Here is a 14,759-nt window from a genome sequence, read left to right as displayed (position 1 = left end):
CTATCCTCTGCCCATGACCAGCCTGAACATCGACCGCGCTCCTCTGACCGTTCTGCCCGCGCCCGACCCCGGCGCGGGCGGGCGCTCGCGGGGCTTTGTCCTCGTGCTCGCCGGCGGTGGCTACGTCGGGCGCGCCGAGCACGAGTACCTCGACGTGACGGCGTGGTTGGCCGCGAACGGTGTGGCCTGCGCGTACCTGGACTACGCGGTCGCACCGGCGACATACCCGGTCGCCCTCGGCCAGGTGCTCCGGGCCGTCGCCGAGCTTCGCTCGGGCGAGCACGGCCCGGTCGACGGGCCGATCGCAGTCCTGGGCTTCAGCGCCGGGGCGCACCTGGCCGGGCTGGCGCTGACCGCGACCGACGCGGAGCTCACGCTCGCGGCGCAGGGCCTCGACCGCCCCACCCGCCCGGACGCCGGCGTGCTGTGCTACCCGGTCGTGTCGATGACCGACCTCCCCCACCTGGGGTCACGGGGCAACCTGCTGGGCGCCCGTGCCGACGACACCGCCTACGCCAAGGCGCTGAGCGTCGAACGCCGGGTCGACCTGCGAACGCCGCCCACCTTCCTGTGGCACACGGCCGACGACGCGGTCGTCGACGTCGAGCACAGCCTGCGGCTCGCCGGCGCACTGGGCCGCGCGCACATCCCCTACGAGCTACATGTCTACCCGACCGGTTCGCACGGCCTCGGCCTGGCCGAGACAGCCGGAGCCCCTGCGGAGTGGACCCAGGCGTGCCTACGCTGGCTCGGCGAGCAAGGAATCGGACCGGCGCAGGGAGAACAGATGACCAGATCAGGGGAGACCACATGAACGACCAGACCACCACCCATGCCATCGTCGCCACCCGTGCGGGAGGCCCCGAGGTCCTTGAGCTCCGCGAGATCCCGGTCCCCTCCCCCGGTGACGGAGAGCTGCTCGTCGAGGTCGCCGCAGCGGGCGTGAACTTCATCGACACCTATCGCCGGTCCGGGGTCTACCGGATCGACTACCCCTCCGTGCTGGGCACCGAAGGCGCCGGGGTGGTCGTGGCTACGGGCTCCGACGCGGGTGGCTTCACGGCCGGCGACCGGGTCGCCTGGTCCGATGCCCCTCGTTCCTACGCGGGCCACGTCATCGTCCGGGCGGAGCGCGCCCTGCCCGTCCCACCGGGGATCGACCTTCAGGTCGCGGCCGCACTGCCTTTGCAGGGCATGACCGCGCACTACCTCGCGACGTCGACCTACCCGATCGCCGCCGGCGACCAGGTTCTGATCCACGCCGGGGCGGGCGGCGTCGGGCTGCTGCTCACCCAGCTCGCCGTCGCCCGCGGGGCGACTGTGATCACCACGGTCTCGACCGAGGCCAAAGCCGATCTCTCCCGGGGGGCCGGCGCCCACCACGTCATCAACTACCGCGAGCTGACGGACCTGACGACCGAGCTGCCCGCCCTCGTGCGAGAGCTGGCCGGCGGCGGCGTGCACGTCGCCTACGACTCGGTCGGCAAGGACACCTTCGACGCTTCCCTGGCCAGCCTGCGCCGGCGCGGCATGCTGGTGCTCTTCGGCGGGTCCTCGGGGCAGGTGCCGCCCTTCGACATCCAGCGGCTCAACGCAGCAGGCTCGGCCTTCCTCACCCGGCCGACCCTCGGCGACTACGTGGCTACCCGCGCCGAGCTGCTGTCCCGGGCGGAGGAGCTCTTCGCAGCCGTGCGCACGGGGCAGCTGAACGTGCGGATCGGGGCGACGTTCCCGCTCACCGAGGCCGCCGCGGCGCACACTGCCCTCGAGGGACGCCGCACGACCGGGAAGGTCCTGCTGCTTCCCTGAGCACCGGCTACCGTTGCTTAGGACTTGAGTTTTCCTGAGTGGGCTGTAGCGGGCGCCTGCGCGCGGCGCCGGGCGTAAAGCTCGGGAGTCGCACGTAGGTGCCGGCGGTAGGCCCATCGGGCACCCTCGAACGTGAGGGTGGTAGTCCTGTCGTTCCGGCACTGGACGGGTGTGTCCTGGGTGTCCGGCCCCACCGAACGGTGTCCGGCCCCACCGAACGGTGTCCTGCCAAGGGCAGGGGTGGGGCGCTCGCGCGCCCAGCTCGTGAGCTCGTGAATCGTTGCGCCGACCGGGTGGGGGTCGGGCTGGTCTTGTCCCGCGTGCGTTGACGCCCTTCTCGATACGCTCGTTCCTCTCTACTCGACCGACAACGCTGCAAGCACGCGCTCCCTGGGCGATTGTTCGGTGGCGACGACTATCTCGTCGACGATGCGCCCCGGCCTTGAGCTCATGACGATGACTCGGTCCGCGAGGGTCACGGCTTCGTCGACGTCGTGGGTGACCAGGACGACGGTGCTGGGCAGGGCGCCGTCGTGCGACCGCCGCAAGTCGGCGAGCCACTGGTTCATCGAGCGGCGGGTGATCGCGTCGAGCGCTCCGAACGGCTCGTCGAGCAGGAGCACGCTGCGGCCTGTGAGCGTGGTGCGCAGCAACGCGAGTCGCTGACGCATCCCACCTGACAGCTCGTGCGGCCACGATCGTTCGAAGCCTGCGAGACCGAAGCGTTCGAACATCTCACTAGCCCGATGTACCGCCTCGGCGCGCGGCACCCCCGCCACCCTCGCCCCCAGTGCGGCGTTCGCCATCGCCCGGCGCCACGGCAGCAAGCAGTTCTGCTGTGGCATCCACACGACGTCGGGCCGCCCCGAAGCATCACGCGGAACCGTGATCGTGCTGGACCGGTCGACGACCGCTGACGCCAGAAGCAACCCAGCGAGCGCCCGCAGCAGTGTCGACTTGCCGCACCCTGACGGTCCCACCACCGCGAGGAACTCCCCTGCCGCCAGCGTGAGATCGACGTCCTGCAGCGCTGTCACCTCGCGTCGGCCGGTGCGGAACGTGACGGTGAGGCGCTCGACGCCGAGGACGCGCCCGTCAGTGCGGAAGGTAGTCATCAGTCCACGCCGCTGCGGTGTCGAAACCAGGCTTGATCAGGTCGTTGTCCTCGAGGAATCCGACAAATCCGTTCCACACGACAGCGTCCTGCTGGCCCCAGCGCGCGGGGTCGTCGGTGTACCGGGTCGCGAGGTAGTTGGCGCTGCGCTCGACGAGACCGCGGTCCAGCTCCGGCGCGGCCTTCAGTAGGTCGTCGGCCGCCAACGGCGGGTCGCTGATCGCCTTCTGGTAGCCCTCGCTCAGCGCGGCAAGGAAGTCGCGCACCAGCTGCGGGTTCTTCGTGATCGTCTTCCCCGACGTCGCGAGCAGCGGCGTGTACCAGTCGGGGATGCAGTCGGTGTGATCGGAGAAAGCGATCGTCGAGACGTCGAGGTGGTCGACGTCGCGCAGGCGGATCGTGTCCCACGCGTCGAAGACCCACGCGACATCGAACTGATTCTGCGTCAGGCCGATGCGGAAGTCGTCGGAGCCGAGCGGGGCGAAAGTGACCTTGTCCGGGTCGCCGCCGTCGCATGTGACGAGCTTGCGGATCAGCGCCTTCTCCAGGTCGCTGCCATAGGTGCCGTACGAGCGCCCCTCGAGGTCGCGCGGTCGGGTGATACCGCTGCTGGTCAAGGAGATCAGGCTCGAGGTGTTGTGCTGGATGATCGTCGCCACCGAGACGACATCGGCCCCGGCCTGGCGCGCAGGCACGAGGCTCTCGGCGACCGAGTAGGCGAGGTCCGCCTGCCCGGCGGCGACGAGATCGAGGCCGGAGGTCTCCCCCGGCTCGATGATCGTCACGTCAAGGCCACGAGCGGCAAAGTAGCCCTCGGTCTGGGCGACGTAGAGACCCGAGTGGTTGGTGTTGGGGGTCCAGTCGAGAACGACGGAGACCTTGCGGAGGGCGTTGGCCTGCGAGCCGCCAGTGGCGGCAGGCGACGTCGTCGAGCATCCTGCGAGCGCGAGTGCGGCAGCGATCGCCGCGCCGGTCGCGATGATGGCTCGGCAACGTCGGGCAGTGGCAAAGAACATGAGAATGCCTTTCGAGAATGAGTAGAGAGAAATGAGTGCGATCAGCGCTGATCGCGCTGCCAGGGGGTGGCGAGCCTGCACAGGGTGTCGACGATGACAAACAGCACCGCAGTGAGCACGGCGATCACGAGGATCGCCACGAAGATCTGGTCGACGGCGTAGGCCTTGCGTGACCGTTGGATGAAGACGCCGAGCCCGCTCTGGCCCGCGAGGTACTCCGAGACGACGGCGGCGCCGATCGTGTACGTCGCCGCGAGCCGCAGTCCGGACAGTGCACCGGGCAGCGCGGCGGGCAGTCGCACGAACCACAGCTGGTGGCGGCGTCCCCCACCGAGCCCTGCGACCATGTCGGTGAGGTCCGCCTCGACCGATCGCATCGCGCTGACCGCCGAGACGAGCACCGGGAAGAACACCGTGAGTGCCACGAGGATCACCTTGGGGGTCAGGCCGAAGCCCGCCCACAGGATCAAAAGTGGGGCGAGCACGATGATCGGGATCGTCTGGCTGAAGGTCACGAGCGGGTAGATGGCGTCGCCCACCGCCGGGATCGCAGCGATGACGACGGCAAGCAGCGCACCGACAGTCACGCCCAGCGCCAGGCCCAAGCCCGCCTCGGTGAGCGTCGTGGCGATGTGCTCGCCAAGGAGCGGCGCGGTGCGGACCGCGGCGTGCCAGACGTCGGAGGGTGCCGGCACGATGAAGATCGGGACATGGCTGACCCGGACCGTGACCTGCCACGCGACGATCAGTGCGGCACACAGGGCCAGCGGCGACACGACCCGGCGCACCGTCACAGCACCGTTCGGACTGCTCACGCCCGGAACTTCCCGACCAGGTCGATGATCGACGGGCCGTCGTCGTCCGCGCCCTGACCGACCTTGATGTGACTCGTCACCCCCGCGGCGCCCGCCTTGAGCGTGGCCTCGTGGACGGCGCGCAGCAGCGTCCACACCTGCTCGGGCGTTCCCTCGATGGTCGTGCCCATGGCACCGACCTCGTAGACGAGCCCGGCATTTTCGATGACCGCGATCGCGGCCTCGATGTGCGCATAGGGGTTCTCAGCGTTGCCGCCCGGGCGTGGTGACACTTGGATCTCAGCGAGCATGACTTCCTCCGACGGTCCGGGGGAATGCGCAGCGCGGCGGCATGAGGCAAGGACCCGCGAGACCGGGCACGGTTCACCCGGTACGACGTCGGTCGACAGCCCTCCGCGCACACGGGCCTAGGGCTCGCGCACATGGGGGCCGTCGGCGGTCTGTCGAGCAGTGCGCACAAGCACTACGACGCATCCCTCCGCTGGCATTACCCAGTTCAGGTTCGCGGGTCGGTGGCGCTGGCACGTGTTGTGCCCAGCCACCCTCTCAGCTCGATCTGCTCCGAGCTCCCCGGCGTATCGGAGCCACTGTAGGCACATCGACAGACCGGCGGCGAGGGCTCATAGGGTGACCTCAGTCACGTCCCGCTCGCGCGCGTGCAGGTCCGAGTGGTTGTCTGGGTATGCGAGCCATCATCGCCGCCCACGCCGGCGGCCCAGACGTCCTCGAGATCGACGAGCTGCCGGCCCCCCGTCCAGGACCACTCGACGTGCTCGTTCGTGCTGCGGCTGCGGGCGTGAACTTCGTCGATGTCTATCGCCGCTCCGGCATCTACTCGGCGTCGTTCCCGCAGGTCCCGGGCTCGGAGGGCGCCGGGACGGTCATCGAGGTCGGTGACGACGTGCACGACGTCGCCGCCGGGGACCGGGTCGCGTGGACCGAAGCGCCTGGGTCGTATGCGGAGCTCGTCGTCGTGCCTGAAGCTCACCAGCATGCCCGAGAACGCACTGCTGGCCATGCTGCGCCACACCCACCCCGGCGACCCCCTCGACAACGCCGAGAAGGCAACGACGATCGGACTGCGCCACCTGGCCCGCCGCCACCGGGTCCTGACCGAGGAGATCGAAGAGACCACCGACGAGTTGCGCGCCCTGGTGACCTCAGTCGCCCCAGCGCTGCTGGCCTCGAGAGGAGTCGGGGTAGTTACCGGCGCTCAGCTGCTCATCACCGCCGGCGACAATCCTCACCGGATCACCAGCGAGGCCGCGTTCGCCGCGCTCTGCGGCACCAGCCCGCTACCGGCTTCTTCCGGTCAGACCACCCGCCACCGCCTCAACCGCGGCGGGGACCGTCGCGCCAACTGCGCCCCGCACCAGATCGTCCTGGTCCGCATGACCTGCGACCCACGCACCAAGGACTACGTCACCAAGCGACGCGCCGAGGGCAAGAGCGCCCGCGAGACGATCCGCTGCCTCAAACGAGCCCTCGCCCGCCGCCTCACCCTCCAAGACGTCGCCGCCCACTTCGGCCTCTAGCCCGCCGCCACACGATCGAAGGGGCCAAGCGCCGAGACGACACATTCGCCACCACCTACCGAGAATGGCTCACCCACGACCTTGACGAACGATAAGAGCGTCACACAGGATCAGACAAGCCACCGGAGCTCCTTTTGCGGACCGAAAGCGCAGCACGGCTACGGAACACTAGAGAAATCGCGCAACTGTTGTCTACCCTCATGTCCATGATCAACAACTCCTGGGCCGACGGCGGCTACGAGGACCGCGGTCCGGCGCCGTCCCGCCGGGTCCGGGTGGCCACGACCGTGGTCATCATCCTCAGCACCGTCGTCGGGGTCGCCTGGTTCGCGAAGGTCGGCCTGGACCAGTCCAGGGCCGACTGCTACGCCAACGCCCCGGCCGGTACGACCGTGGCGGACGTGACGACGACGCTGCGCTGGTTGCCGCCCGGCTACGACTGCGAGTACGACCAGCCCTGACGAGCACCCGTGGCGCCGCCCTCGGGTGGCGCCGGAGACACGAACGGCCCGGTTCCCTCGAGGGAACCGGGCCGTCAGCCAGCCATCACCGCGCAGCGATCAGCGCCGCCGCATCAGCCGCGCAGCTCCGCGCCGCATCGGGCATGAGCCTCGGCGACGGCCGCCTCGCGGACGGCCGCGGTGTCCTCCGCGGTGAGCGTGCGGTCGCTCGCACGCAGCCGCAGGGAGAAGGCCAGGGACTTCTTCCCCTCCCCCACCTGCTCGCCGGAGAAGACGTCGAAGAGCCGCAGCTCCTCGAGGAGGTCGCCGGCCCCGGCGCGGACCGCGTCGAAGACGTCCTGGGCCGCGACCGAGGCGTCCACGACGAGGGCCAGGTCTTCCTTGGCGAGCGGGAACGTCGAGACCGGGGAGCCCTGCAGCGGCTCGGTGGGGGCGGCCGCGAGCAGCACGTCCAGGTCGACCTCGAAGGCGACGGCGCGTGCCGGCAGCCCGCTCCGCTCGATCACCTTCGGGTGCAGCTCCCCGGCGTGGCCCACGAGCGTGCCGTCGGCCAGGGTGACCTTGGCGCAGCGACCGGGGTGCCACGGTGCGTGGTCGGAGTCTCCCGAGAGCACGACGTCCACGCCGAGCCGGTCGGCGACCAGCCGGACTGCCGCGACCGCGTCCGTCCAGTCCGCCGCGCGGCCCGCGCCCCACCATCCCGGCAGGTCGCGCTGACCGGCCAGCAGGCCGGCCACTCGGCGCGGCTGGGCGGGCACGCCAGCCTGCAGCCGGGCGAGCTCGTCGTCACTGGGGCGGCGCGCTCCGGGGAGCAGCGGCGCCACCGGTGCGCCGAGGACCGGGCGGGTGACCAGGCCCATCTCGAAGAGCGCGAGGTCGCTCGTGCCGCGGGCGACGTTGCGGCGCGCGGTATCGAGCAGCGTCACGAGCAGGTTCGTGCGCATGAGGTTCTTCTCAGCGGACATGGGATTGAGGACCCGCAGGGCCACGCGTCGTGCGTCGTCGGCGGCGATACCCAGGTCGTCGAGCTGACCGGAGCCGATGAACGGGTAGCTCAGGGTCTCGACAAAACCCGCCTCGGCCAGCGCGCGAGCCACCGAGCGGCGACCCCGCTGTCCCGCAGTGAGGCCGCGCCCGGCCGGGGCGACCGGCAGGATCGAGGGGATCGTGTCGTAGCCGACGAGGCGGGCGACCTCCTCGACGAGCTCGGCGGAGCCGGTCAGGTCCGGGCGCCACGTGGGCACCAGGACGGCGACCCGCGCCTGCAGACCCGACCCTTCGATCAAGGAGACCTCGCAGCCGATCTGGCGGAGCACGTCAACAACCTGGTCGGCGGTGTAGGCCACCCCCACCAGACGCTCAGGCTCGGAGAGGACGAAGGGGATCGCCTGGCGCTCGGGAAGGTCGGACAGGTCGCTCACGGCCGGGTCGGCCGTTCCACCGCCGTGCTCGACGAGCAGGTCGACGACGCGCTGGGCCGCAACGGCGGGCAGCATCGGGTCGACGCCGCGCTCGAAGCGCTTGGCCGCCTCGCTGGGCAGCTTGTGACGGCGGGCGGTACGGGCGATCGTCACCTGGTCGAAGTGCGCGGCCTCGATGAGCAGGTCGGTCGTGGAGCCGGAGACCTCGGTCTCGGCCCCACCCATGACACCGGCCAGGCCGAGCACGCGAGCCCCGACGTCACCGACGCTGTCGGTGATGAGCAGGTCCTCGCCATTCAGGGCGCGGTCGGCTCCGTCGAGCGTGGTGAGGCGCTCACCGGGCTGGGCGCGGCGCACGACGATCGGGGCGACGAGGGTGGCCAGGTCGTAGGCGTGCAGCGGCTGGCCCAGGTCGAGCATGACGTAGTTGGTCACGTCGACGGCGAGGGAGATCGGTCGCATGCCGGCCTGGGTCAACCTGCGCTGCATCCACGCGGGCGACGGCGCCGCGGCGTCGACTCCCCGGACGATGCGGGTCACGAAGCGGTCGCAGCCGACCTGGGCGTGAATCGGTGCGACGTCGTCGACGACGACCTCGAAACCGTCGGGCGTCGGTGAGGGCAGCGGCCCCTGCGCCAGGCCGGGGTCGGTGAAGACCGCGCCGGTCGAGTGGGAGAACTCTCGTGCCACGCCGCGCATGGAGAAGCAGTAGCCCCGGTCCGGGGTCACGTTGATCTCCAGGACCTCCTCGCCGAGCCCGAGCAGGGCGATGGCGTCGGTCCCGGGAGTCGTGTCGTAGCCGTTGTCCGCGGTGTAGCCGAGGCGGTCGAGCACGATGATGCCGTCGTGGTCCTCCCCCAGGCCCAGCTCGCGGGCCGAGCAGATCATCCCGTCAGAGATGTGCCCGTAGGTCTTGCGGGAGGCGATCGGGAACGGGCCGGGCAGCACCGCGCCGGGCAGAGCGGCGACGACACGGTCACCAGGGACGAAGTTGTGCGCCCCGCAGATGATCCCGCGCGGGACGGTGGGCTGGCCGACCTCGTCGAGGGTGTTGTGCGCCCCGACGTCGACCTGGCACCAGTTGATGACCTTGCCGTTCTTCTGCTCCTCCTTGACGAGAGAGACAACCTGCCCGACGACGAGGGGCCCGGTGACGGCCGCGCCGTGCACGCCCTCCTCCTCGAGGCCGACGCGGACGAGGTCCGCGGCCAGCTGCTCGGCGGTCAGACCCGCCGGGAGCTCGACGTGCTCGCCGAGCCAGGACAGTGCGATGTACGGCATCAGATTCCCATTCCGAAGTGCTGGGAGAAGCGGACGTCGCCCTCCACCATGTCGTGCATGTCGGCGATCCCGTGACGGAGCATGAGCGTGCGCTCAATGCCCATGCCGAAGGCGAAGCCGGAGTAGACGTCGGGGTCGATGCCCGCCGCGAGCAGCACGTTCGGGTTGACCATGCCGCAGCCGCCCCACTCGATCCATCCTGCGCCGCCCTTCTTCTGCGGGAACCACAGGTCCATCTCGGCGCTGGGCTCGGTGAAGGGGAAGAAGGACGGGCGCAGGCGCGTCTTGGCGTCGGGGCCGAACATCGCCTTGGCGAAGTGGTCCAGGGTGCCCAGCAGGTGCGCCATGGTCAGGCCCCTGTCCACCGCGAGGCCCTCGACCTGGTGGAAGACGGGGGTGTGGGTCGCGTCGAGCTCGTCGGTGCGGAACACCTTGCCCGGGCACGCGATGTAGATCGGCAGGTCCCGCTCGAGCAGCGTGCGGGCCTGGACCGGTGAGGTATGGGTGCGCAGCACGAGGTGCGCGGGAACGCCCGCGGTGTCGGGGTCGCTCAGGTCCACAGGCCCCTCGACGAAGAACGTGTCCTGCATCTGGCGCGCGGGGTGATCAGGGCCGAAGTTCAGCGCGTCGAAGTTGAACCACTCCGCCTCGACTTCGGGGCCTTCGGCGATCTCCCAGCCCATCGAGACGAAGAAGTCACCGATCCGCTCCTGGAGCGACTCGAGAGGGTGACGCGCGCCCGGCGCGCGACGGTCGACCGGGAGGGTGACGTCGACGGACTCCTCGACGAGCACCCGGGCGTCGCGCTCGTCCTCCAGGACGACCTGACGGGCGGCCAGCGCCTTGCCGATCGCGGCGCGCACGGGTCCCAGCACCTTGCCTGCGGTCGCCTTGTCTGCCGGGGCCAGCTTGCCGATCTCCCGGTTGGCCAGGGACAGCGGGCTGCGGTCACCGGTCTGGGCAATGCGGACGGCCTTGAGCTCGTCGAGATCGCCGGCCCCCGCGATGGCCGCCAGTGCGGTCTGCAGAGCCTGGGCCGCGGCGTCGGCGTCGATCGGGGAGAAGGACTCAGGTGCGGGGGTGACGGCCTCGGTGGAGGCGGCAGACTCGTCAGAGTGTGCCCGTTCAGGGGTAGACATGCATGCCTTCCAAGCGTTGTCGATCGACCAAGGGACGAGTGAGCCGATTCTAGTCGGCGAGGGTGCGGCCTCGGCGTACCTGGCGAGCCTGTCGCACGGCGTAGACCGCGGCGATGACCAGGGTGAGCGTGAGGGCCGAGAGCAGCTGGCGGCGGGCTGCGGCGTCGAAGAGCATGAGGACGGCGACGCCGGCGAGCAGCGCGAGGGTGAACCAGGTCAGGTACGGGTAGGCCCACATGCGCAGCGACAGCGAGCCTTCGGCCGCGAGCCGCGGTCGCAGCCGCAGCTGGGAGACGGCGATGAACGCCCACACGACGAGCAGGGTCGCGCCGACGGCGTTGAGCAGGATCCCGAGGATCTGATCGGGCAGCCAGGCGTTGAGCGCGACGGACACGACCCCGAAGGCCACCGACGTCCAGACCGCACGGCTCGGCACACCGGTCGCTGAAACCCCCGCGAAGTACGCGGGGCCGTCCCCGCGCTCGGACAGGGAGAACACCATCCGCGACGTCGCGTAGATGTTGGCGTTGAAGGCGGAGAGCAGGGCGATGACCACGACCGCCTCCATGACCGTCACCGCACCGGGGATGCCCGCGATCGCCAGGACCGCCACGAACGGACCAGCCACCAGCTCCGCGGAGTCCCACGGGAGGATGAGGACCATGACGAGGACCGATCCGATGTAGAAGAACAGGATCCGCCAGACCGTGCTGGCGGCCGCCTTGGCGATGCTGCGCGCCGGGTCCCGGGACTCCGCGGCCGCGATCGTGACGATCTCGATCCCACCGAAGGCGAAGACCACGGCGAGCAACCCGGCGGCGATCCCGGCAACTCCGTTCGGGGCGAAGCCGCCGTTGCTCAGCATGGCCGTGAGCCCGACATCCTGACCGACGTGCAGCACGCCCGTCAGCACGAGGACCCCGACCACCAGGAAACCGATGATCGCGACCACCTTGATCGCCGCGAACCAGAACTCGAACTCACCGAAGTGCGCGACGACCGACAGGTTGACCACCGCGAAGGCGCAGACGAACACGAGGGCCACGACCCACTGCGGGACGCCGGGGATCCACCCGTGCACGATGCGTGAGGCTCCGGTGATCTCCACCCCGAGCACCATGATGAGCATGAACCAGTACAGCCAACCGGTCGTGAAGCCGGCCCAGCGCCCGATGGCAAGGTCCGCGTAGCGGGAGAACGCCCCGCTCGAGGGGATGGCGGACGCCATCTCGGCGAGCATCCGCATGAGCAGGATGACGAGCAGGCCGGCGATCGCGTAGGAGACCAGCACGGCCGGACCGGCGGCCTGGATGCCGACCCCGGTGCCGAGGAAGAGCCCGGCGCCGATGGCCGAACCGAGGCCCATCATCGTCAGGTGGCGGACCTTGAGCCCGTGGGAGAGGTTCGCCGGGATGGGCGGCGCCGGGGCGAGCGCCGGTCCGTCAGCGCTGCGCACGTGAGCTCGCGTAGAGGCACACGGTCGCCGCGGTCGCGAGGTTGAGCGACTCGGCCTTGCCCCGGATGGGGACACGCACGACGGCGTCGGCCAGCGCTCGCTCCTCCTCGCGCAGGCCCCAGGCCTCGTTGCCGAAGATCCAGGCGGACGGCTGGGACAGGTCGGGGACGCCGTCGGTGGCCGAGCCGGCCGTGTCGAGCAGGTCGTCGAGGTCGTGGGTGCCGACGCCGTCCGCGGCCAGGGTCGTCAGGCCGCGGCGGGACAGGGCGGCGACGATCTCGGTGAGCGGCAGGCCCGTCACGACCGGAAGGTGGAACAACGAGCCCGCCGTGGAGCGCACCACCTTGGGGCTGTGGATGTCGACGCTCTCGGACGTCAGGACGACGAGGTCGGCGCCGGCAGCGTCAGCCGCGCGGATGACGGCCCCGGCGTTGCCGGGGTCCCGCACGTTGGACAGGACCGCCACGAGGCGGGGACCGGCATCGAGCAGCACCTCGAGGTGCTGCGCAGGATCCTGGGCTGCGGGGAGGTCGAGCACAGCGAGGACGCCCTGGGCGTCGGGGCTCATCAGGTTGAGCACCTCCTCGCTGGCCACATGGGTGACCATGCCGGCGAGCTCGGATTCGACCACGATCTCGGTGTACCGCTCGTAGGAGTCCCGGGTGAAGTAGATGTCGCGGACCTGGCCGGGGGCGAAGCGGACGGCCTCGCGGACCCCCTGGGGGCCTTCGACGAGGAACCTCCCTGCCCGGGAACGCGCAGAACGCCCAGCCAACGACCGAGTGACCTTGACCCGCTCGCTGCGGACATTCGTCAGTTCAGTCATTGTCTGGGCGTTCCGTGATTCTCTCGGGTGACATGGTGCGCCTTAGGGGCGCACCCTCCACGCAGAGGGTCAGGCCGCGACCTTGGGCGCGTTGACGTCAGCGGGGAGTGCAGCCTTCGCGAGCTTGACGAGCGCGTTGAACGCGGCGACGTCGGAGATGGCCAGCTCGGCGAGGATACGACGGTCAACCTGGATCTCAGCGGCCTTGAGGCCCTGGATGAAACGGTTGTACGTCATGCCCTCAGCGCGGGCTGCAGCGTTGATGCGCTGGATCCACAGGCGACGGAAGTCACCCTTGCGCTTCTTGCGGTCACGGTAGGCGTAGACGAGGGAGTGGGTGACCTGCTCCTTCGCCTTACGGTAGAGACGCGAGCGCTGGCCGCGGTAACCCTTGGCGCGCTCGAGTGTTGTACGACGCTTCTTCTGGGCGTTTACCGCCCGCTTCACGCGTGCCACGTGATGCTCCTTGCAGTTCGGGGCTGGAAAGGGAATCCGTCGGCGAGCCGTAGCTCGCCGTCAGCAGATCACTTACCGAGCAGCTTCTTGATCTTGCGGACGTCGGCGGGGCTGACAACCAAGTCAGCAGACAAGCGGCGCTTGCGACGGCTCGACTTGTGCTCGAGCAGGTGGCGCTTGTTGGCCTGCTCGCGCATGACCTTTCCACTACCGGTGATGCGGAACCGCTTCTTCGCGCCGGAGTGCGTCTTGTTCTTCGGCATGGCTGCCGTTTCTCCTCGGGTCTGGTCAGGTGTCAGGATCGACACACGACGTCGGTCGGGTCAGAACCGGTGGGTTCCGACTCGGTTAGGTCTAGGACCTAGCCAGATGGTCGTGGTGCTTACTCGCTCTTCTTCGGAGCGGGCTTCACACTCGGCTTGGGCGCCGTGGCAGGCTTCGCCGCGGGCTTGGGCATTGCAACCGGCTTCGCCGTAACGGGCTTGGCTGCAACAGGCTTCGGGGTCACCGGCTTGGGGGCCGCGGCCGGCTTCTTGACGACGGGCTTGGCTGGAGCAGCCGGGGCTGCCACAGGCTCGACGACGGTGGGCGCGGACGGCTCGGCTGCTGCCACCGGCGCGGCGGCCGTGACCGGAGCTTCCTCGGCAGGAACCTCGACCGGAACTTCCTCGACAGCCGGTGCGGCTGCCTGGGCTGCCTCGGCGGCCTCGACCTGGGCCAGGGACTGCGCGGCGAGCTCCTCGAAGGACTCCGCAGCCTCAGTCGAGTCCGACTCACGAGGCTCACGGGCCGGACGCGCGGGTTCTGACTCCTGCGCGCGGCGTCGCTGCTCGTTCTTGGCGTCGGCCTTCTTCTTCGTCGGGCCGAGCACCATGATCATGTTGCGACCATCCTGCTTCGGCATGCTCTCGATGAAGCCCAGCTCCGCGACGTCGTCGGCCAGACGCTGCAGGAGGCGCACGCCCATCTCCGGGCGCGACTGCTCGCGGCCTCGGAACATGATCATGACCTTGACCTTGTCGCCTGCGGCCAGGAAGCGCTCGACGTGGCCCTTCTTGGTCCCGTAGTCGTGCGGGTCGATCTTCAAGCGGAAACGGATCTCCTTGAGGACCGTGTTCGCCTGGTTACGGCGGGCGTCACGGGCCTTCATGTCCGACTCGTACTTGAACTTGCCGAAGTCCATGAGCTTGCAGACCGGCGGTCGTGCGTCCGGGGCGACCTCGACGAGGTCCAGGTCAGCGTCCTGGGCAAGGCTCAGGGCGACCTCAATGCGTACGACGCCGACCTGCTCTCCACCTGGGCCGACAAGCCGGACCTCGGGAACGCGGATCCGATCGTTGATGCGAGGCTCGCTGATGTGATGCTCCTTGAAACTCGTCGGTAGCTCGCCAGGAATGAGAAAGGCCCCCACTCCTGAGCACAGGATGGAG

At 69.7% G+C, this 14,759-nt stretch carries 15 protein-coding genes, 1 pseudogene and 1 riboswitch; of the genes and pseudogenes, 5 read left to right on the top strand and 11 right to left on the bottom strand.

Annotated elements, in window-relative coordinates; all coding sequences use genetic code 11:
- Positions 1-13: 13 nt before the first annotated feature.
- Positions 14-814: an alpha/beta hydrolase gene (locus tag BLQ50_RS09960; RefSeq protein ID WP_175559087.1), complete on the top strand. Its 801-nt coding sequence runs from the start codon at positions 14-16 to the stop codon at positions 812-814.
- On the top strand, positions 811-1,809 hold the full coding sequence (locus BLQ50_RS09955; protein ID WP_093183240.1) for a quinone oxidoreductase family protein: 999 nt from the start codon (positions 811-813) through the stop codon (positions 1,807-1,809). Before BLQ50_RS09960 ends, BLQ50_RS09955 begins: the two co-directional genes overlap by 4 nt.
- Positions 1,810-2,165: 356 nt before the next feature.
- Here the strand turns inward: BLQ50_RS09955 and BLQ50_RS09950 are convergent, their stop codons facing one another.
- From BLQ50_RS09950 to BLQ50_RS09935, 4 genes are read right to left on the bottom strand one after another with little or no spacing between them, the layout of a single operon-like run.
- Entirely contained in the window at positions 2,166-2,924 is a 759-nt protein-coding gene (locus tag BLQ50_RS09950; protein ID WP_093183239.1) for an ABC transporter ATP-binding protein, read from the bottom strand.
- Positions 2,905-3,939: an ABC transporter substrate-binding protein gene (locus BLQ50_RS09945; protein ID WP_093183237.1), complete on the bottom strand. Its 1,035-nt coding sequence runs from the start codon at positions 3,937-3,939 to the stop codon at positions 2,905-2,907. The genes BLQ50_RS09950 and BLQ50_RS09945 overlap by 20 nt, the downstream gene beginning before the upstream one ends.
- A 41-nt stretch (positions 3,940-3,980) precedes the next feature.
- The gene (locus BLQ50_RS09940; protein ID WP_093183236.1) at positions 3,981-4,754 is read right to left on the bottom strand and encodes an ABC transporter permease; all 774 of its coding nucleotides are present in this window, start codon (positions 4,752-4,754) and stop codon (positions 3,981-3,983) included.
- Positions 4,751-5,044 (bottom strand): thiamine-binding protein, encoded by a 294-nt coding sequence (locus BLQ50_RS09935; protein WP_093183234.1) that lies wholly within the window; start codon positions 5,042-5,044, stop codon positions 4,751-4,753. Before BLQ50_RS09935 ends, BLQ50_RS09940 begins: the two co-directional genes overlap by 4 nt.
- Before the next feature lie 165 nt (positions 5,045-5,209).
- Positions 5,210-5,337, bottom strand: a riboswitch (TPP riboswitch).
- A gap of 99 nt (positions 5,338-5,436) precedes the next feature.
- Here BLQ50_RS09935 and BLQ50_RS19285 point away from each other — a divergent pair.
- From BLQ50_RS19285 to BLQ50_RS09920, 3 genes and pseudogenes are all read left to right on the top strand, one after another.
- A pseudogene (locus tag BLQ50_RS19285) lies at positions 5,437-5,682 on the top strand (alcohol dehydrogenase catalytic domain-containing protein); the annotation flags it as partial.
- 64 nt (positions 5,683-5,746) lie between these two features.
- Positions 5,747-6,289, top strand: a complete 543-nt coding sequence (locus tag BLQ50_RS19205; protein ID WP_175559086.1) for a transposase — start codon at positions 5,747-5,749, stop codon at positions 6,287-6,289.
- 206 nt (positions 6,290-6,495) lie between these two features.
- Positions 6,496-6,750: a hypothetical protein gene (locus BLQ50_RS09920; protein ID WP_139185795.1), complete on the top strand. Its 255-nt coding sequence runs from the start codon at positions 6,496-6,498 to the stop codon at positions 6,748-6,750.
- Between the two features lie 113 nt (positions 6,751-6,863).
- Here the strand turns inward: BLQ50_RS09920 and pheT are convergent, their stop codons facing one another.
- From pheT to infC, 7 genes are all read right to left on the bottom strand, one after another.
- The gene (pheT, locus tag BLQ50_RS09915; protein WP_093183231.1) at positions 6,864-9,452 is read right to left on the bottom strand and encodes a phenylalanine--tRNA ligase subunit beta; all 2,589 of its coding nucleotides are present in this window, start codon (positions 9,450-9,452) and stop codon (positions 6,864-6,866) included.
- Positions 9,452-10,591, bottom strand: coding sequence for a phenylalanine--tRNA ligase subunit alpha (gene pheS, locus BLQ50_RS09910; protein ID WP_093183230.1), 1,140 nt, complete (start codon positions 10,589-10,591; stop codon positions 9,452-9,454). The genes pheT and pheS overlap by 1 nt, the downstream gene beginning before the upstream one ends.
- A 49-nt stretch (positions 10,592-10,640) precedes the next feature.
- Positions 10,641-12,047, bottom strand: coding sequence for an amino acid permease (locus BLQ50_RS09905; protein ID WP_245701049.1), 1,407 nt, complete (start codon positions 12,045-12,047; stop codon positions 10,641-10,643).
- Positions 12,034-12,873 (bottom strand): TrmH family RNA methyltransferase, encoded by an 840-nt coding sequence (locus BLQ50_RS09900; protein WP_093183228.1) that lies wholly within the window; start codon positions 12,871-12,873, stop codon positions 12,034-12,036. The genes BLQ50_RS09905 and BLQ50_RS09900 overlap by 14 nt, the downstream gene beginning before the upstream one ends.
- 69 nt (positions 12,874-12,942) lie before the next feature.
- Positions 12,943-13,329: a 50S ribosomal protein L20 gene (gene rplT, locus BLQ50_RS09895; RefSeq protein WP_093183227.1), complete on the bottom strand. Its 387-nt coding sequence runs from the start codon at positions 13,327-13,329 to the stop codon at positions 12,943-12,945.
- Between the two features lie 68 nt (positions 13,330-13,397).
- Entirely contained in the window at positions 13,398-13,592 is a 195-nt protein-coding gene (gene rpmI, locus BLQ50_RS09890; RefSeq protein WP_093183225.1) for a 50S ribosomal protein L35, read from the bottom strand.
- A 119-nt stretch (positions 13,593-13,711) separates the two neighbouring features.
- Positions 13,712-14,740, bottom strand: coding sequence for a translation initiation factor IF-3 (gene infC / locus BLQ50_RS09885; protein ID WP_093183223.1), 1,029 nt, complete (start codon positions 14,738-14,740; stop codon positions 13,712-13,714).
- Between the last annotated feature and the right edge of the window lie 19 nt (positions 14,741-14,759).

The sequence above is a fragment of the Sanguibacter gelidistatuariae genome, from assembly GCF_900096585.1.
Lineage (GTDB): Bacteria > Actinomycetota > Actinomycetes > Actinomycetales > Cellulomonadaceae > Sanguibacter > Sanguibacter gelidistatuariae.
The sequence above is the reverse complement of the archived record's forward strand: the minus strand, read 5'-3'. Positions and strand labels throughout refer to the sequence as shown.